The sequence below is a fragment of the Janibacter sp. CFPM2_SD2 genome (genome assembly GCF_057364645.1).
Window position 1 is genome coordinate 1 of sequence record NZ_JBNFOF010000001.1, and the last position, 17,283, is coordinate 17,283.

The window sequence follows — 17,283 nt, forward strand, 5'->3', positions numbered from 1 at the left end:
GGGACCCCGGTGGCCGAGCTGCCGCTGCTCGCCGTCGACCTCGAGACGACGGGGTCTGGGACCCCGGGCAGGGACCGGATCGTCGCCGAGTCGCCTGGGTGCCCGTCGACGGGCTGGGCGTGGTCCTCGGGGGAGCCAGACGTCTCGTCGTCAGGCCGGGGGCGGACGTCGGTGAGTCCGCGACCCTCCACGGACTGACCGATGATGCGGTGGCCGCCGGGGTGCCACCGCGCGAGGCCCTCGCGCGGCTGCTCGATGCCTTGGCCGGTCGGGTGCTGCTCGCCCACCACGCGGGTCTCGAGGCCGGATTCCTCTCGGCTGAGTGCGAGCGGGTCTTCGGCGCCCCCTTCGTCCCGCCGTCCGTGGACACGATGCGGCTGCAGCGTCGGGTCCTCGAGGGACCGCTCGGCACCGAACCCGAGCCCGCGGGCGGTGAGCTGCGGCTCGCGGCCGCGCGCCAGCGCTTCGGCCTGCCCCGCTACCGCGCCCACGACCCGCTCGCCGACGCCCTCGGGTGCGCGGAGCTCTACCTCGCCCAGGTGGCCGAGCTCGCCCTTCGCTCGCGCACGCCCTTGACCCTCGCGGACGTGTCCGGCTGAGGGCCCCACATTGCATCCCCCTACGGCAATGCGGTCTCTCGACATCGAGACTCTGCATTGCCATAGGGGGATGCGAAGGGTCGAGCGTGGGTGAGGAGGGTCAGTTCGCCGTGTCGATCGTGACGCCGTAGTAGTTCGCCGCGTCGACGACCGGCTGGTAGAAGCTGTAGGAGCCGGCCGCGTAGCCGCGGTTGTACCCGCAGTCGGCACCGACGGGACCGCCGGAGGTCATGCCCTGGGCGAGGTTGCCGACGCCGATGTAGGCGCCACCGGAGTCGCCGCCCTCCGTGCACACGCTCGCCTCGGCGAGGCCGGAGACGATGGTGCCGCCGTAGTTGACGGTGCGGTTGTAGGCCTTGATCGTGCCGCAGGTCCAGCCCGTCGTGTTGCCGGCCTTGCAGATCTCGGAGCCGACCGCGTTCTTGCTCGCGCCCTGGACGGCGTAGTACCCGGAGTGGCCGCGGCTGTCGACGTAGGGCTGGCCGACGTCCTCGGAGTCGATGTCCATCAGGCCCATGTCGACGCTGCTGTAGCCCTCGTGGAAGCGGGTGTGGGTGCCCCGCCCGATGTGGGTGCCGTTGGCGTCGAGGATGTCCGGCAGGCCCTCGACGCAGTGGCCGGCGGTGAGCAGGACGTTGTTGCCGCTGGACGTCTTGCCCGGGTAGCCGAGCGAGCAGTTGGTCCCGGGGGAGAGGTCCATGATCCGGCCCGGGACGACGTCGGCCTGCGTCGTCAGCTCGTCGGCGGTCGTCACGGTCACCCGGTCCATGGCCGCGATGCGCTGGCGAAGGGAGTCGGGTGCGTCCGCGGCGATCCGCACCTCGACGACGCCCTGCTGCAGGTCGGGTCCGACGGTGACGACGTGCTTCGAGGCGCCGGCCTGGCCCAGCACCTTGGCCGCGACGCGATCCAGATCCCGTTGTCCCACAGCGGTGCTCGGGCGCAGCCCGGCGGCACGGACCTTCGCGGCGTCGGCTGCGGAGTCGACCCCGACGACGAGCTGGGTGCCGTCGAACCACGCGCCGTCGGCCGTGACCCCCTTCGCCTCGAGCGATCGGAGCGTGGCCTGCTTGGTGTCCTTGGTCGCCAGGTAGGCGCGGGCCTGTGCCCGGGTCTTGCCGTCGCGCTCCATGACGTAGGAGGTCATCGGGTCCTGCGTGGAGACCCCGCCGTCCGGCACGGGGGCCGCGGTGGCGGCCGGGGCAAGGAGCGTGCCGGCGCCGGCGAGGGCGGCCGTGAGCATCAGGGTGCTGCGCGAGGTCATGGGGTTCTCCTTCGGTGGCGAGCCGGGGGTGTCCGGCCGGTGAGTCGAGGGTGGCGGGAAGATGTGACCCGCGCCACGCCACCTGACCGAATCCGGGACCGGCTGGCGATATCCCGACCGCTGGGGCGGTCCCCCTGACTCTTGCCGGGTGAGTTCGCGCCCTTCACACGCAGGGTTCACGTCGATGTCGCCGCCCCGGTTTGCATCGAAGGAGGGCCTTGGCTAATCTGGAGTCGTTCCAATCAACGGAGCGGTCAAGTCCGCGCCGGATGGAGCGACCTGAACCCGAGAGATGCACAGGAGACCACGCATGTCCCTCATCAACACCCAGATCAAGCCCTTCCAGGCCACCGGCTACATCAACGGTGACTTCAAGGACTTCTCCGAGGCGGACATCGCCGGCAAGTGGGCGATCTTCTTCTTCTACCCGGCCGACTTCACCTTCGTCTGCCCGACGGAGCTCGAGGACCTCGCCGCCGAGTACGACGCGGAGCTCAAGGGCCTGGGCGTCGAGGTCTTCTCCGTCTCGACCGACACGCACTTCACGCACAAGGCGTGGCACGAGACCTCCGACGCCGTCGGCAAGGTGACCTACCCGATGCTCGGCGACCCGACCGCGACCATCTCGCGCAACTTCGACATCCTGCGCGAGGACGAGGGCCTGGCCAACCGCGGCACCTTCCTCGTCGACCCCGACGGTGTCATCCAGTTCCTCGAGATCACCGCTGAGGGCATCGGCCGCAACGCCAAGGAGCTCGTCCGCAAGGTCAAGGCTGCCCAGTACGTCCGTAACAACCCCGGTGAGGTCTGCCCGGCCAAGTGGGAAGAGGGCGCCGAGACCCTCGCCCCCTCGCTTGACCTCGTCGGCAAGATCTGATCGAGCCTCTCCGCTCGACCTGATCGCCGTCACGCACGGTGCATCTCTGGTGGGGGCGGCGTTCGCCGCCCGCCCCCACCCACCCCCAGCCACACCCCCTTCGTCCCTGCAGGAGTCGCTCGCACCATGGCCCTCGACCAGAACCTCGCCACCCAGCTCAAGGCCTACCTCGACAACCTCCGCGAGCCGATCGAGCTCGTCGTGAGCCTCGACGAGGGCCCCAAGTCCCGTGAGCTCGACGAGCTGATCGTCGAGATCGAGGGGATGAGCGACCTCATCACCCGCCGGGTGGCCGAAGGGAGCGACCTCGACGAGCGAATCCCGTCCTTCGCGATCACCCGCGTGTCCGACCCGCAGGTGTCCGTCCGCTTCGCCGGCATCCCGATGGGCCACGAGTTCACCTCCCTCGTCCTGGCGCTGCTCCAGGTCGGCGGGCACCCGAGCAAGGCCGCGCAGGACGTCATCGAGCAGATCAAGGGTCTGACCGGTGAGCACCACTTCGAGACCTTCTTCTCGCTCAGCTGCCAGAACTGCCCGGACGTCGTCCAGGCCCTCAACCTCATGAGCGTGCTCAACCCCGGCATCACCCACACCGCCATCGACGGCGCCGTCTTCCCCGAGGAGGCCGAGCGCCGCGGCGTGCTCGCCGTGCCGACCGTCTTCGTCGACGGCGAGTCCTTCGGCTCCGGCCGCATGGAGCTCGCCGAGATCGTCGGCAAGGTCGACGAGCTGTCCGGTGGCGACTCCGCCGCCCGCGTGGCCGAGGAGCTCTCCGCGCGTGAGCCCTACGACGTCCTCGTCGTCGGCGGTGGCCCCGCCGGTGCCTCCGCCGCGATCTACGCGGCGCGCAAGGGGATCCGCACCGGTCTCGTCGCCGAGCGCTTCGGCGGCCAGGTCCTCGACACGATGGCGATCGAGAACCTCATCTCCGTCCCGCACACCGAGGGCCCGAAGCTCGCGGCCGACCTCGAGCGCCACGTCGGCGAGTACGAGGTCGACATGATCCGCAGCCAGGCCGCGGCCGGCCTGTCGACCGGCGACGACGGGCTGACGGTCATCGACCTCGTGGGCGGCGCCACGCTCAAGGGCAAGACCGTCGTCCTCGCGACCGGTGCCCGCTGGCGCACCATGGGTGTCCCCGGCGAGGAGGAGTACCGCAACAAGGGCGTCACCTTCTGCCCGCACTGCGACGGCCCGCTCTTCAAGGGCAAGCGCATCGCCGTCATCGGCGGCGGCAACTCCGGCGTCGAGGCTGCGATCGACCTCGCGGGCATCGTCGGTCACGTGACGCTCGTCGAGTTCATGGACGAGATGCGCGCCGACGAGGTGCTCCAGCGCAAGCTGCGCTCGCTGCCCAACGTCGACATCCGCCTCGGCACGAAGACGACCGAGGTCGTCGGCGACGGTGGCAAGGTCACCGGCATCGTCGTCGAGCCCCGCGACGGCGGCGAAGGGGAGACCCTCGCCCTGGAGGGTGTCTTCGTCCAGATCGGCCTGCTGCCCAACACCGAGTGGCTCGGTGACGCGGTCGAGCTCTCCGAGCGCGGCGAGATCGTCATCGACGGCGTCGGCCGGACCAACCTGCCTGGCGTCTTCGCCGCGGGCGACTGCACGGTCGAGCCCTACAAGCAGATCGTCACCGCCCTGGGTGCCGGGTCGACGGCCTCGCTGAGCGCCTTCGACCACCTGATCCGCACGAGCGCCCCGAGCGACGAGGCCGCGGTCGCGGCGACCAAGGCCGCCGACGGCCCGCTCGAGGCCGGCGACCAGATCGACGTCCCCGACTCGGTGGGCGCCTCGGCCTGACCCACCGCTACCGTCGCCGTCATCCCCCTTCGACCACATCAGGAGTGCGCATGAGCGAGCAGATCGACCTCTCCGACCACGGCCCCGCCCCCTACGTCGTCGACATCGAGTCGGCCACGCTGCAGAACTCCAACTACCGCTCCACCCTGTGGACCGGCACCAACCTGCAGCTGACCGTCATGGCGATCGCGCCCGGCGACGACATCGGGCTCGAGGTCCACGAGGACCACGACCAGTTCATCCGGGTCGAGGAGGGCCGTGGCCGCGCCCAGATGGGGCCGGCCGAGGACGACCTCTCCTTCGACCGCGAGGTCGGCGACGACGACATCATCATGGTGCCGGCGGGTCAGTGGCACAACGTCACCAACATCGGCGACGTGCCGCTCAAGGTCTACTCCCTCTACGGCCCGCCGGAGCACGTGCACGGCACGGTCCACGCCACCAAGGCCGACCAGGACGCGGACCCCAACGAGCACTGATCCGTCCGCTCCACCAGCGACGAAGGGTGGGACCTGCCAGCCGGCGGGTCCCACCCTTCGTGCAGGGTCTGGCGCTCGAGGTGACTGGCCAGTAACCTCCCACTCATGCAGAGCAGCATCGCCTACACGCACCTCCCCGGCACTGGCGCGCCGGTCGTCCTCGTCCACGGCATCGGCCACCGCCGACAGGCATGGGGTGAGGTACCGGAGATGCTCGCGGCACGCGGTCACGACGTCTACGTCGTGGACCTGCCCGGCCACGGGGAGTCGCCGAGGCCGACCCGCCCCGACGGCTGGTCCATGCGCAGTCACGCGGAGCAGTTCGAGCGACTCTTCCGCGAGCTGGGCATCGAGCGCCCGCACGTCGTCGGCAACTCCCTCGGCGGGGCGATGGTCCTCGAGATGGCCGCCCGTGAGGGCGTCGTGAGCAGCGCGACGGCCCTGTCGCCGGCCGGGTTCTTCCCGCCGTGGCACCTGGCCAATGTCGCGGGCAACCTGCTCTTCATGAAGGTCGGCAGCCACCTGCCCGAGGCGCTGCACCGCCGCCTCACCGCCCACGCGTGGTTCCGCAAGCTCGCCTTCCGCGCCCTCTACACGCACCCGGAGAAGGTCACCGTCGAGGCAGCGGTCGGCGACACCCTCAACCTGCGCCGGGCCAAGGGCTTCTGGCCGCACTTCGTCCGCGGGACCTTCCTGCGCACGACCAGCCACGTCGTCGTCCCGACGACGATCGCCTGGGGCGACGGTGACCGGCTGCTGCTGCCCTCGGAGGCCCGCGCGGCCCGCGAGCGGCTGCCCGAGGCGACGCACGTCCCGCTGCCCGACTGCGGGCACTGCCCGCAGATCGACCACCCCGAGCTCGTCGTCGACGTCGTGCTCGCGACGATCGGCCGCGCCGCCGAGGTGGCACCCGCGTCGTGAGCCCGGGGGGCTAGCGTCGGCCCCATGAGCGAAGAACTTCAGACCGATGTCCTCGTCATCGGCTGGGGCAAGGCGGGCAAGACCCTCGCGGGTGCCCTCGGCCGGGCCGGCCGCTCCGCGACCATCGTCGAGCAGGCCGCCGACATGATCGGCGGCACCTGCATCAACATCGGGTGCGTCCCGACCAAGGCCCTCGTCCACCAGGCCGAGGAGCGGCGTGAGGGCGACGACCCGGCCGCGTGGTTCGACCGCTCGGTCGACGCGCGCGAGGCCCTCATCGCCAAGCTCAACGCCGCCAACCGCGCCATGCTCGAGACCGTCGACGCCGTGCGGCTCGTCGTCGGCGGCGCGGCCAGCTTCGTCGGCCCGCGCCGGGTGCGCGTGACCGCTGGCGAGGACGACCTGCTCATCACCGCCGAGACGGTCATCGTCGGCACGGGCGCGGTGCCTCGCCGCATGGACGTCCCCGGCGCCGACGGCCCGCGCATCCACGACTCGACGTCGATCCAGCACGTCAGCCCCTTCCCGCAGCGCCTGGCGATCGTCGGCGGCGGGCCGATCTCCCTCGAGTTCGCGAGCATGTTCGCCGACTTCGGCTCGCAGGTCACCGTCCTCGAGCGCGGCGAGCGGCTGCTCGCCCGCGAGGACGCCGACGTCGCCGAGTCCGTGACCACGGCCCTCACCGACCGCGGTGTCGAGGTGCGCACCGGCGTCGCCGTGAGCGGCTTCGAGGACGACGGCAGCGCCGTCACCGTCGGCTGGGAGGGTGGCTCGCTCGTCGCCGACGCCGTGCTCGTCGCCGTCGGCCGGGTCCCCGCGACCGAGGGGCTCGGTCTCGACGCCGCCGGCATCGAGACCGACGACGCCGGCGCGATCGTCGTCGACGAGCACCTGCGCACGAGCGCCGAAGGCGTCTTCGCCACCGGCGACGTCAACGGCGGCCCCCAGCAGACCTATGTCTCCTACGACGACCACCGGATCGTGCTCTCGCTGCTCACCGGTGACGGATCGCGCTCGACCGCCGACCGCGTCGCCGTCCCCACGACGACCTTCGTCTCGCCCCCTTCGGCCGGGTCGGCGCGAGCGAGGAGGAGCTGCGGGCGAAGGGGGTCGACGTCGCCGTCCATGCGAAGCCGGTGGCGAAGATCGCCGCCATGCCGCGGCCGAAGATCCTCGGCGAGACCCATGGGCTGATCAAGTTCTGCGTCGACCCCGAGACCGACCTCGTCCTCGGGGCCGCGCTGCACACGGTCGACGCCCAGGAGCTGATCAACCTCGTGGCGCTGGCGATGCGCGCCGGGGTGACCGCGAGCGAGCTGCGCGACGGCATCTGGACGCACCCCTCGTCGACCGAGGCGCTCAACGAGGTGTTGGCGGGGCCGCCGCGCGACGCGTAGGTTACTGGTGAGGCAACTAGCCGCACCGCAGGAAGGCACCGCATGACCACCGCGCCCGAGGACACCGCCGTCCGGGAGCTGCCGGAGCACGTCGACGTCCTCGTCGTCGGTGCCGGCATCTCCGGGATCGGCGCCGCCCACCGCATCCTGGAGGCCGACCCCGGCGTCGACCTCGTGATCGTCGAGGCGCGGGAGCGCACCGGCGGCACGTGGGACCTCTTCCGCTACCCGGGAGTGCGGTCGGACTCGACATGTTCACCCTGTCCTTCCCCTTCCGCCCGTGGCAGGGGCGCAAGGCGATCGCCGACGGCGGCGACATCCGCGACTACGTCCGCGAGACGGCCCGCGAGGGCGGGCTCGACGAGCGGACCCACACCGGTTGCCGGGTCGTCTCGCTCGACTGGTCGAGCGAGGCCCAGGAGTGGACGGTGCAGGTCGACACCGCCGCCGGGCGGCGCGAGGTGCGCGCGGCCTGGGTGCACCTCGGCAGCGGCTACTACGACTACGAGCAGGCGCACGACCCGGGCTTCGTCGGTGTCGAGGACTTCCGCGGCGCCGTCGTGCACCCGCAGTTCTGGCCGGAGGACCTCGACCACGCCGGGCAGCGGGTCGTCGTCATCGGCTCCGGCGCGACCGCCGTCACCGTCGTGCCGGCGATGGCGCAGACCGCGGCGCACGTGACGATGCTGCAGCGCACGCCGAGCTATGTCTTCTCGCAGCCGGGGGTCGACCCCTTCGTCCAGGTCCTGCGCAAGCGGCTCAGCCCGCAGCGGGTCCAGACCCTGACCCGGATCAAGAACCTCGGACTGCAGACCTTCCTCTACGAGCTCTCGCGCAAGCGCCCGCGGGCGGCCAATGCGATCGTCCTCGGCCAGGCCCGCGCCTTCCTGCCCAAGGAGGTCGTCGACGAGCACTTCACCCCGCCCTACGACGTGTGGGACCAGCGCCTGTGCGCCGTCCCCGACGGCGACCTCTACGCGGCGATCCGCCGCGGTCGCGCCGAGGTCGTCACCGGCCACATCGAGCGCTTCGTCCCCGAGGGGGTCCGTCTTACCGACGGTCGCGTCGTCGAGGCCGACATCGTCGTCACGGCGACGGGCCTGCGGCTGCAGCTGCTCGGCGGCGCGAGCCTGTCGGTCGACGGCGAGCCGGTCGCCCAGGAGCGGGCCTATGCCTACCGCGGCCTCATGCTCGCCGGGGTCCCCAACCTCACGATGACCGTCGGCTACGTCAACGCGTCGTGGACGCTGCGGGCCGACCTCGTCAGCCGCTACGTCGCCCGCCTGCTCGTGCACCTGCGTGACCACGGCCTCGGCGTCGCCGTGCCGGTCGCGCCCGACGGCATGACCGCCGGGCCGATCCTCGACCTCACCTCGGGCTACGTGCAGCGCATCGTCTCGGCCTTCCCCAAGGTCGGCGACCGCGCCCCGTGGACGATGCCGCAGAGCTACGTCAAGGACAAGATCGCCTTCGGCCGCGCCGACGTCACCGAGGACATGTTCTTCGCTCCGCTCGGGGCGAAGGGAGTGTCCCTGCCCCAGGGAGCCGCGGCCCCGGCGCAGCTGCCGCTGCCGGGCAGCTCGAGCAATGTCGACGGGTCCGTCGGCGACGTCGTCGAGGTGCCTGCCGGCGCCGGTCAGGGCGCGACTGCAGGAGGGCTCGCCGACGGCCGACCACGGATGCGGCCACCGAGGTGCCGGCGGAGATCGTCCGGTGAGCCGGCCAGAGCTCGTCGTCGCCGGCGGCACGGCCGTCGTCACCGGTGCCGCCGGTGGCATGGGCGAGCACCTGGCCAAGGGGCTGGCCCGACGCGGGGCCGACCTCGTCGTCCTCGACCGCGATGCCGCCGGCCTCGAGCGGGTCTCGCGGAGATCGGCCGGGAGACGCCCGGGGCGAGGGTCACCCCCTTCGTCGTCGACCTGTCGGACCGGGCCGCTGCCGACGAGGTGATCGCCCGCATCCGCGACGAGCACGCCGGCGTGACGATGCTCTTCAACAACGCCGGCGTCGCGGTCGGTGGCCGGTTCGTCGACGTCTCGGCACAGGACTTCGACTGGCTGCTCGAGATCAACCTGCTCGTGCCGATCCGGCTCACCCGGGCGCTGCTGCCGCTCATGCTCGCCAACGGTCAGGGGCAGGTGGTCAACACCTCGAGCCTCTTCGGGCTCATCGGCCCGCCCGGGCAGTCGGCCTACTCGACGAGCAAGTTCGGGCTGCGCGGGTTCAGCGAGTCGCTGCGCAGCGAGCTCGAGGCGGAGGGCCAGCCGGTGGGGGTCACGAGCGTGCACCCGGGCGGCATCCGCACCGGCATCGCCAAGAACGCTCGGATCCCCGCGGGGACCGACCCCGACGAGGCCGAGCGCGGACGGGCGGCCTTCGACAAGGTGCTGCGCTACCCGGCCGACCGGGCCGCCGAGGAGATCATCGAGGCCGCCGTCGCCCGGCGCCCCCGGTTGCTCATCGGCAACGACGCCCGCGCGCTCGACGCCGTCGCCCGGCTGCTGCCCGCGCGGTACTGGTCGCTCATGGGTCGAGGGATGGCCCTCGCGGCGAAGCGCCAGTAGCGACTGCCACCATGGGGCCATGACGATGCCCCAGCAGCTCCAGGGCCGACTGCGCCTGCCGATCATCTCCGCGCCGATGTTCCTCGGGTCGGGTGTCGACCTCGTCGTCGGTGCCTGTCGCGCGGGGGTCCTCGGGACCTTCCCCGCGCTCAACCTGCGCACGACCGAGGACTTCGACGGCTGGCTGACCCAGATCGAGGACTCGCTGGCCGAGCCCGGCGATCGGCAGCCGGCTCCCTACGGCGTCAACTTCATCGTGCACAGCAGCAACAAGCGCATCGAGGCCGACCTGGAGCGGATCGTCGCCCACGAGGTGCCGCTCGTCATCACCAGCCTCGGCGCGGCCAAGGAGGTCGTCGACGCGGTCCACTCCTACGGCGGGCTCGTCTTCCACGACGTCACCAATGCCAAGCACGCGGCCAAGGCTGCTGCCGCGGGGGTCGACGGGATCATCCTCGTCGCCGCCGGTGCCGGTGGGCATGCCGGCGGGCTCAACCCCTTCGCCCTGATCAGCGAGGTGCGCGCGGTCTGGGACGGGCCGCTTGCGCTGAGCGGTGCCCTGTCGAGCGGTCGCGACGTGCTCGCCGCCCAGGCCGCCGGTGCCGACCTGGCCTACATGGGCACGCGCTTCCTCGCGACGAGCGAGTCGCTCGTGTCGCAGGAGTACCGCGACATGCTCGTCGGGCACAGCGCCGAGCAGATCGTCTACACCCCGTCGATCAGCACCATCCCGGCGAACTTCCTGCGCGAGAGCATCGTCGCCGCCGGCCTCGACCCCGACCACCTGCCGGTGCCCGAGCGGGTCGACCTCGGCCACGTGACCAACCCGCACGCCGAGGAGCCGCCGAGCACGACCTCGACGACCGCGCCCAAGGCCTGGAAGGAGATCTGGAGCGCCGGCCAGTCCGTCGCCGGCATCGACTCCGTCGTCCCCGTGGCCGAGCTCGTCGACCAGCTCGAGGCCGAGTACACCCAGGCGAAGGGGGAGCTGCTCGCGGTCCTCGGCGAGTAGGTGAGCCCAGGGAGACGTTCCCCGACCTCCATCCTGGTCGGCTCCCGACGGGGACGGCGTGGCCCTAAGAAGAAGTCCGGTCGCCAACTCTGCAAGACCTTAGGGTCTTGCAGAGTTGGCGACCGGACTTCTTCATGAGTCGGGCCATACCGTCCCCGTCGTCCGCTGGCTGGCGTCGAAGACCCGCCGTGAGCGGGTGCGGAACCCCCCTTCGTCCCGGTGGACCGCGGGGCTAGCGTGGAGGGCATGGCTGAGATCCCCACTCGCGTCCTCGGGGACGGCACGTCGGTGCCGGTCCTCGGATTCGGTACCTACCCCCTGCGCGGGGACGACGGCGTGCGCGCCATCGCGTCGGCGCTCGAGGTGGGCTATCGACTCATCGACACGGCGGTCAACTACCGCAACGAGCGCGAGGTGACCGAGGCGATCCGGGCGAGTGGCGTCGACCGCGGCGATGTCTTCGTCCAGACCAAGGTCCCCGGTCGCGACCACGAGAGCGCCCGCAAGAGCATCGAGACCTCGCTGCAGGTCATGGACCTCGAGTACCTCGACAGCGTGCTCATCCACTGGCCCAACCCCTCGCAGGGGCACTACGTGCAGGCCTGGCAGGGGCTCGTCGAGGCGCGCGAGGCGGGGCTGGTCCGCTCGATCGGCGTCAGCAACTTCACGCCCGCCCACCTCGACGAGATCATCGAGGCGACCGGCGTGACTCCGGCGAGCAACCAGGTCGAGATGCACCCCGCCTTCCCGCAAACGGAGCAGCGGGCCGCCGACGCCGAGCGGGGCATCACGACGCAGGCGTGGAGCCCGATCGGCCGGGGCGAGATCTTCGAGGCGGCTCCCGTGGTGGCCGCCGCCCGGGCCCACGACGTCACGCCCGCCCAGGTCGTCCTGCGCTGGCACCTGCACCTCGGGTCGCTCCCGCTGCCGAAGTCCGGCGACCCGGAGCGCCAGCGGACCAACCTCGAGGTCCTCGGCTTCGACCTCTCCGAGGCCGAGACCGAGGCGATCACCGCGCTCGGCCGTCCCGACGGGCGCCTCTTCGACGCCGACCCGGACCGCCACGAGGAGATGTGAGCGCAGCGCTGGCCGTCGGCCCGTCGCCCGGGTGCGGCGTGCCGTCCCCGTCCGTCGCATGTCGGCCTACTGCGTCGCCGACCCCGCCGCTCGTGCACCGGGGCGCGACGCGCTCGTCGTCGTCCACGGTGACGACGAGGACTCGCGCTGGACCTTCGCGCAGGTCGACGACGTGGTGCGTGCGGTGGCCGCCGGGTTCCTTGGGCTGGGGTTGGACCCGGGCGACCGGGTGCTGCTGCGCATGGGCAACCGGGCGGAGTTCCCCTTCGTCTTCTTCGGGGCCATCGCGGCCGGGCTCGTCGCCGTGCCGACGAGCGCGCAGCTGACCGCCGACGAGGCCGCCGGGCTGCTCGCAGACAGCGGCGCCCGGGCCGTGGCCCTCGATCCCGACCTCGATCTCGCTGTGCCGCAAGGCATCTCGGTCGTCACCTCCGACGATGTCGACCGGTGGGTGGCCGGCGGCGAGCGGGCCGAGCACGACCTCGGTGACCCCGACCGCCCCGCCTTCATCACCTACACCTCCGGCACGACCGGACGGCCGAAGGGGGTCGTCCACGCCCATCGCAGCGCCTGGGGCCGCCGCCCGATGTACCGCGGCTGGTACGGCCTCGGCGAGGGCGACGTCATGCTCCACGCCGGGGCGCTCAACTGGACCTACACGCTCGGGGTCGGGCTCACCGACCCGTGGGCCAACGCCGCGACCGCCATCGTCCACGACGGCCCGCGCGACGGGCTCGTCTGGCCGCGAATCGTCCACGCGCACCAGGCGACCCATCTCGCGGCCGTCCCCGGGGTCTACCGTCACCTGCTGCGCCACGGCGACCCGGGGGAGTGGGATCTGAGCTCCCTGCGGGCCGCGCTCGTCGCCGGGGAGGCGCTGCCCACGGCACTGCTCGAGGAGTGGGGCGCCGCGACCGGGGTGCCGCTGCACGAGTCGCTCGGCATGAGCGAGATCTCGACCTTCGTCTCGACCGGGCCAGGCATGCCGGTGCGGCCCGGCAGCCCGGGGCGGGCGCAGCCGGGCCGGCGCATCGGGGTCCTCGACCCCGAGGTGCTCGAGGACCCGCAGTCCTCGCCCGTAGAGCTCTCGGTCGGCGAGGTCGGCCGTCTGGCGGTCCACCGAGAGGACCCCGGCCTCATGCTCGGCTACTGGCAGCGGCCCGACGAGACGGCCGAGGTCATGCGGGGCGAGTGGTTCGTCACTGGCGATCTCGCGGAGGTCGACGCCGACGGCTACCTGACCTATCACGGCCGTGCTGACGACGTCATGAATGCGATGGGCTACCGGGTCTCCCCGGTCGAGGTCGAGGAGGCGCTCGCCGGGGTGCCGGGCGTCGCCGAGGTGGCCGTCGCCGCCCTCGACGTCGGCGACGGGGTGAGCATCGTGTGCGCCTGGGTCGTGCCGACGCCGGACGTCACCGACCGAGATGCCTTGCGGGACAAGGTGGTCGAGCGAGCGGCCGAGCGGTTGGCTGCCTACAAGCGACCGCGCGAGGTGCGCTTCGCCGACGCGCTGCCCCGCACGGCCAACGGCAAGGTGGTGCGGCGCGACCTGGGCTGAGGCTCAGCCGCGCGCGGTGTAGGTGGCCTCGAGCTCGGGGATGCCGACCTGCTCGAAGATCGCGATCCGCTGCCCGTCGAGCGAGGCAGCGAGCGCGTCGAGGCACATGTGGTACCCCGCGGCATTGCTCGGCCAGCCGCGCTCGGCCGGGTCGACGACGTGGACCCGCGTCACGAGCCGGGTGCCCTCGTCGCTGGGCGTGAGCTCGAAGTGGATCTTCTCGCTGTCCCACATGAAGGCGAAGGTCCGCGGCGGGTCCCACTCGAGGATCTCGCCGGTCAGGGTGGGGGTGTCCTCCGGCTGCTCGTCCGCCTCCGGCCAGAAGGGCAGGGTGACCTGGGCTCCCTTCGCCCGCTCGCCGACGAAGTCGGCAGGGAACCAATCGTGCAGGTGCTCTGACTCGGTGAGCGCGCGCCACACCTTCTCCGGGGCGTGCGCGAGGTGGCGGTCGTAGGTGAGGACGACGGCGGCGCCGTCGCGGGTCACGGTGCCGAGCGGGGTGCTGGTGGACTGGGTCATGACTGCTCCTGGTGGTCGTCCATGGTGTCGAGGTGGCGCTCGAGGTCGTCGAGCCGATCGGCCCAGGCCCTGCGGAAGGGCGCAAGCCACAGGTCGAGGACCAGCAGCTGGTCGGCCTGCACGGCGTAGTGCCGTCGAGGCCCGTCGACGCGAGCGCGGACGAGGTCGGCCTCGCCGAGCTGCTTGAGGTGCTTCGACACGCTGGGTTGGGGCGTGCCGAGCGCGGTGACGAGCTGGCCCACGGTGCGCTCGCCCGCACACAGCTCCTCGAGGATCCGCCGTCGGGTCGGGTCGGCGAGGAGGGTGAAGACGTCGCGCGTGGCCATGCGATGAATATTCCTCTCAAAGCATATGCCTGTCAAGGAATCTGCCTCGACTTGACCTTTATATCTAAAACGATAATCGTTCTCACTTATGCGAACGACACGACGCCACACCCAGATCCTCTCCGTCGCGACCCTGCTCGCCCTCGGCCTCACTGCGTGCGGCACCGGGACGACGACGGACTCCGCCACGAGCTCGGCCGCCCCCTCCGCCTCGGCGATCCCGCGCGCCGCCGACGTCTCCACCTCGGTCGGTGAGCCCTCGGGCAAGACCGTCGAGGAGGGCAGCCGGGCGGCGCGCCTGGCGATCACCCACGACGAGGGCGTCATCGTCCTCGACGCGGTTTCGCTCGAGCTGCTCGGGGAGTTCCCGCTCTCCGGATTCACCCGGCTCAACCCCGTCGGGGACGGGCGGCACCTCATGGTCACCGAGGGCGAGGGCTTCCGCGTCCTCGACCTCGGGGGCTGGTCCCTGCCGCACGGCGACCACGACCACCACCACTCGACCCGGCCGACGCTCACCGACATGACCTTCCCCGCCAAGCACCCCGGTCACGTCGTCGTCCACGACGGGCGCACCGTGCTCTACGGCGACGGGGACGGCTCCATCCGCTCCTTCGACTCCGACGCCCTGCGGGACGGCGCCACCGCGAAGCCCGAGGTGACGAAACGGGCCGAGCGCACGCCGCACCACGGCGTGGCCGTCGAGCGCGAGGACGGGTCGATCGTCACGACGGTCGGCACGGCGGAGGAGCGCTCCGGCATCGTCATCCGCGACGCGAAGGGAGCGAGGGTCGCTTCGTCCGACGAGTGCCCCGGAGTCCACGGCGAGGCGGCCGCGAAGGGTGGCGCCCTCGTCTTCGGCTGCGAGGACGGGCTGCTGCTCGTCAAGGACGACGACATCACCAAGGTCGACGCCCCGGACGACTACGGGCGCATCGGCAACCAGGCGGGCAGCGAGGAGTCCCCCTTCGTCCTGGGTGACTACAAGACCGACCCCGATGCCGAGCTCGAGCGGCCGACGCGGGTGAGCGTCACGGACACCCGCGACGGGTCGCTCCGACTCGTCGACCTGCCGGCCAGCTACTCCTTCCGCTCGCTCGAGCGCGGACCCGACGGCGAGGGCGTCGTCCTCGGCACCGACGGCAGGCTCCACCTCATCGACATGGCGAAGGGAGAGGTGAGCCGCTCCGTCGACGTCGTCGACGAGTGGACCGAGCCGAGCGACTGGCAGCAGCCCCGGCCGACGGTGCACGTCCAGGACGGCACCGCCTATGTCACCGACCCGGCGAGCAAGGAGCTGCACCTCGTCGACCTGCACTCCGGCGAGGTCATCAGCAGCGGCGCCCTGCCGGTGGTGCCCAACGAGATCGACGGCACCCTCGGCTGATGGTCAGCGCCGGGTCAGGCCCACCCGGAACCCCACCGGCATGAGCGTCAGCCGCTCGGTGATCTTCAGGTCGTAGCCGGGCTCGGGCGTCAGGTCGAAGCGGTGCAGCAGCTTGGCCAGGACGATGACGGACTCGTGCAGCGCGAACTGGCGGCCGATGCAGGCGCGCTCGCCGGTGCCGAAGGGCTTGTAGGCGTGGGCCGGCCGGGCCCGGATGTGCTCCGGCAGGAACCTGTCGGGGTCGAAGCGCTCCGGGTCCGGCCACACGTCGGGGTCGCGGTGCAGCAGCGGGATGAAGACGAGCACCTTGTCCTGCGGCGTCATCCGCAGACCGCCGGGCACGCCGGCCGAGCCGTCGGCGCCGATCGTCGTCGTCTGCCGCGGCGAGCGGGCGAAGCCCGGTGCCGTCGGCCACAGGCGCAGGGTCTCGTCGACGACCCGGCGCAGGTAGCGCAGCTTGGGCACCTGCTCGAAGGTCGGGGTCGCGGTGGGGTCGGTGCCGAGGACCTCGTCGAGCTCGGCCCGCACCCGCGCGAGCACCTCGGGCTCGCGGGCCAGGTGGTAGAGGGCGAAGGAGAGCGCGCCGGAGGTCGTCTCGTGGCCGGCGACGAGCAGGGTGAGGATCTGGTGGCGCACGTTCGTCGCCTCGAGCAGGTCGCCCGAGTCGTCGACGGGCACGTGCATCATCCGGCCGAGCAGGTCCTCGCGGCGGTCGCCGCTCGCCTCCCGCTCGGCGACGATTCCGCGCAGGAGCCGGTCGATGTGGGCGTGACGCTCCAGCGCGCGGGCGTCCCGGCGACGCACCCACCGACGGGCGAAGGGCAGGCCCGCCAGGTTGGACCGGGAGGCCGCGTGCGACATGTCCGCGACGAAGGTCGTGACGAAGGGGTCGACCTCCTCGGTCTCGAAGCTGCGGAAGGTGTGGCTGAAGGCGGCCCGGCCGATGGTCTCGAGGGTGAGCTTGGTCAGCCACGGGGAGACGTCGACGGTCCTCCCTTCGCCTGCTGCCGTGTCCCACACCCCGATCAGCTCGTCCGTGGCCTCGACCATGACGTCGTGGTAGCCGCGCATCGCCGACTTGCTGAAGGCCGGCATGAGCAGGTCGTGGGCCAGCCGCCAGTTGGGCTCGTGGCTGTGAGCGGTGAAGAGGCCGTCGCCGACGAACATCCGCAGGTCCTCGACGCCCGGGGCGAGCGCCTTGGTGAAGCGGTGGTCGTCGCACAGCTCGCCGACGAGGTCGACACCGCGGGCGAAGACGAACTTGCGGCCCAGCGCGAGCATCTCGAACATCGGCCCGAGATCGGCCCCGAGCCGCAGCATGTTCTGCACCGGCTGGGTCGGGTCCATGCCCTTGCGGAAGGCGTCACCCAGCACCCGACGACGACCCGGCGGGTGCGGGAAGTCGTGGTCCGCCCACCCCATCCCGGTCGTCGGGGGATGGTCCACGAGGGTGTCGGTCACGGCCACGGTGCCGGGTCCTTTCGTCAGGTGTAG

General features: G+C 71.8%; 15 protein-coding genes and 3 pseudogenes. 14 read left to right on the forward strand and 4 right to left on the reverse strand.

Annotated features, from left to right (window positions below; all coding sequences use genetic code 11):
* A partial coding sequence (locus AC2W7J_RS00005) for a 3'-5' exonuclease (protein ID WP_485980784.1) occupies positions 1 to 599 on the forward strand: 599 nt, incomplete at its 5' end.
* Positions 600 to 699: 100 nt separating this feature from the next.
* Here the strand turns inward: AC2W7J_RS00005 and AC2W7J_RS00010 are convergent.
* Positions 700 to 1,863: a S1 family peptidase gene (locus AC2W7J_RS00010; protein WP_485980785.1), complete on the reverse strand. Its 1,164-nt coding sequence runs from the start codon at positions 1,861 to 1,863 to the stop codon at positions 700 to 702.
* A gap of 310 nt (positions 1,864 to 2,173) precedes the next feature.
* Between AC2W7J_RS00010 and ahpC the strand changes: the two genes are divergently transcribed.
* The 12 genes and pseudogenes from ahpC (at position 2,174) to AC2W7J_RS00070 (ending at position 13,557) form a co-directional block, all read left to right on the forward strand.
* Positions 2,174 to 2,740, forward strand: a complete 567-nt coding sequence (gene ahpC, locus AC2W7J_RS00015) for an alkyl hydroperoxide reductase subunit C (protein ID WP_485980786.1) — start codon at positions 2,174 to 2,176, stop codon at positions 2,738 to 2,740.
* A gap of 126 nt (positions 2,741 to 2,866) precedes the next feature.
* Positions 2,867 to 4,546, forward strand: a complete 1,680-nt coding sequence (ahpF, locus tag AC2W7J_RS00020) for an alkyl hydroperoxide reductase subunit F (protein ID WP_485980787.1) — start codon at positions 2,867 to 2,869, stop codon at positions 4,544 to 4,546.
* A 50-nt stretch (positions 4,547 to 4,596) separates the two neighbouring features.
* The gene (locus AC2W7J_RS00025; RefSeq protein ID WP_485980789.1) at positions 4,597 to 5,025 is read left to right on the forward strand and encodes a cupin domain-containing protein; all 429 of its coding nucleotides are present in this window, start codon (positions 4,597 to 4,599) and stop codon (positions 5,023 to 5,025) included.
* A 105-nt stretch (positions 5,026 to 5,130) separates the two neighbouring features.
* The gene (locus AC2W7J_RS00030; protein ID WP_485980791.1) at positions 5,131 to 5,946 is read left to right on the forward strand and encodes an alpha/beta fold hydrolase; all 816 of its coding nucleotides are present in this window, start codon (positions 5,131 to 5,133) and stop codon (positions 5,944 to 5,946) included.
* Positions 5,947 to 5,970: 24 nt separating this feature from the next.
* Complete coding sequence (locus AC2W7J_RS00035; protein WP_485980793.1) at positions 5,971 to 7,140, forward strand: FAD-dependent oxidoreductase; 1,170 nt, start codon at positions 5,971 to 5,973, stop codon at positions 7,138 to 7,140.
* Positions 7,041 to 7,343: a hypothetical protein gene (locus AC2W7J_RS00040; RefSeq protein ID WP_485980836.1), complete on the forward strand. Its 303-nt coding sequence runs from the start codon at positions 7,041 to 7,043 to the stop codon at positions 7,341 to 7,343. The genes AC2W7J_RS00035 and AC2W7J_RS00040 overlap by 100 nt, the downstream gene beginning before the upstream one ends.
* 42 nt (positions 7,344 to 7,385) lie before the next feature.
* Positions 7,386 to 7,529, forward strand: a pseudogene (locus AC2W7J_RS00045) (hypothetical protein); the annotation flags it as partial.
* Between the two features lie 65 nt (positions 7,530 to 7,594).
* A pseudogene (locus tag AC2W7J_RS00050) lies at positions 7,595 to 8,002 on the forward strand (FAD-containing monooxygenase EthA); the annotation flags it as partial.
* Positions 8,003 to 9,119: 1,117 nt separating this feature from the next.
* A pseudogene (locus tag AC2W7J_RS00055) lies at positions 9,120 to 9,907 on the forward strand (SDR family NAD(P)-dependent oxidoreductase).
* A gap of 19 nt (positions 9,908 to 9,926) precedes the next feature.
* On the forward strand, positions 9,927 to 10,919 hold the full coding sequence (locus AC2W7J_RS00060; protein ID WP_485980795.1) for an NAD(P)H-dependent flavin oxidoreductase: 993 nt from the start codon (positions 9,927 to 9,929) through the stop codon (positions 10,917 to 10,919).
* A 246-nt stretch (positions 10,920 to 11,165) separates the two neighbouring features.
* Positions 11,166 to 11,996 (forward strand): aldo/keto reductase, encoded by an 831-nt coding sequence (locus tag AC2W7J_RS00065; protein WP_255184661.1) that lies wholly within the window; start codon positions 11,166 to 11,168, stop codon positions 11,994 to 11,996.
* Between the two features lie 58 nt (positions 11,997 to 12,054).
* A complete protein-coding gene (locus tag AC2W7J_RS00070) occupies positions 12,055 to 13,557 on the forward strand; it encodes an acetate--CoA ligase (protein WP_485980797.1) in 1,503 nt (500 codons plus the stop codon).
* Positions 13,558 to 13,560: 3 nt separating this feature from the next.
* Here the strand turns inward: AC2W7J_RS00070 and AC2W7J_RS00075 are convergent, their stop codons facing one another.
* A complete protein-coding gene (locus AC2W7J_RS00075; protein ID WP_485980799.1) occupies positions 13,561 to 14,076 on the reverse strand; it encodes an SRPBCC family protein in 516 nt (171 codons plus the stop codon).
* Positions 14,073 to 14,402, reverse strand: coding sequence for an ArsR/SmtB family transcription factor (locus tag AC2W7J_RS00080; protein WP_255184658.1), 330 nt, complete (start codon positions 14,400 to 14,402; stop codon positions 14,073 to 14,075). Before AC2W7J_RS00080 ends, AC2W7J_RS00075 begins: the two co-directional genes overlap by 4 nt.
* Positions 14,403 to 14,490: 88 nt before the next feature.
* Between AC2W7J_RS00080 and aztD the strand changes: the two genes are divergently transcribed.
* The gene (aztD, locus tag AC2W7J_RS00085; RefSeq protein WP_485980801.1) at positions 14,491 to 15,789 is read left to right on the forward strand and encodes a zinc metallochaperone AztD; all 1,299 of its coding nucleotides are present in this window, start codon (positions 14,491 to 14,493) and stop codon (positions 15,787 to 15,789) included.
* 3 nt (positions 15,790 to 15,792) lie between these two features.
* Here the strand turns inward: aztD and AC2W7J_RS00090 are convergent, their stop codons facing one another.
* Positions 15,793 to 17,256 (reverse strand): cytochrome P450, encoded by a 1,464-nt coding sequence (locus AC2W7J_RS00090; RefSeq protein WP_421007928.1) that lies wholly within the window; start codon positions 17,254 to 17,256, stop codon positions 15,793 to 15,795.
* Between the last annotated feature and the right edge of the window lie 27 nt (positions 17,257 to 17,283).

Excerpts from the sequence above, each read along its gene's own strand:
- AC2W7J_RS00070 (WP_485980797.1), top strand. The coding sequence starts at position 12,055 with ATGTCGGCCTACTGCGTCGCCGACCCCGCCGCTCGTGCACCGGGGCGC.
- AC2W7J_RS00075 (WP_485980799.1), bottom strand. The coding sequence starts at position 14,076 with ATGACCCAGTCCACCAGCACCCCGCTCGGCACCGTGACCCGCGACGGC.
- AC2W7J_RS00010 (WP_485980785.1), bottom strand. The coding sequence starts at position 1,863 with ATGACCTCGCGCAGCACCCTGATGCTCACGGCCGCCCTCGCCGGCGCC.
- AC2W7J_RS00060 (WP_485980795.1), top strand. The coding sequence starts at position 9,927 with ATGACGATGCCCCAGCAGCTCCAGGGCCGACTGCGCCTGCCGATCATC.
- ahpC (WP_485980786.1), top strand. The coding sequence starts at position 2,174 with ATGTCCCTCATCAACACCCAGATCAAGCCCTTCCAGGCCACCGGCTAC.
- AC2W7J_RS00025 (WP_485980789.1), top strand. The coding sequence starts at position 4,597 with ATGAGCGAGCAGATCGACCTCTCCGACCACGGCCCCGCCCCCTACGTC.
- AC2W7J_RS00030 (WP_485980791.1), top strand. The coding sequence starts at position 5,131 with ATGCAGAGCAGCATCGCCTACACGCACCTCCCCGGCACTGGCGCGCCG.
- AC2W7J_RS00065 (WP_255184661.1), top strand. The coding sequence starts at position 11,166 with ATGGCTGAGATCCCCACTCGCGTCCTCGGGGACGGCACGTCGGTGCCG.
- ahpF (WP_485980787.1), top strand. The coding sequence starts at position 2,867 with ATGGCCCTCGACCAGAACCTCGCCACCCAGCTCAAGGCCTACCTCGAC.
- AC2W7J_RS00035 (WP_485980793.1), top strand. The coding sequence starts at position 5,971 with ATGAGCGAAGAACTTCAGACCGATGTCCTCGTCATCGGCTGGGGCAAG.
- AC2W7J_RS00080 (WP_255184658.1), bottom strand. The coding sequence starts at position 14,402 with ATGGCCACGCGCGACGTCTTCACCCTCCTCGCCGACCCGACCCGACGG.
- aztD (WP_485980801.1), top strand. The coding sequence starts at position 14,491 with ATGCGAACGACACGACGCCACACCCAGATCCTCTCCGTCGCGACCCTG.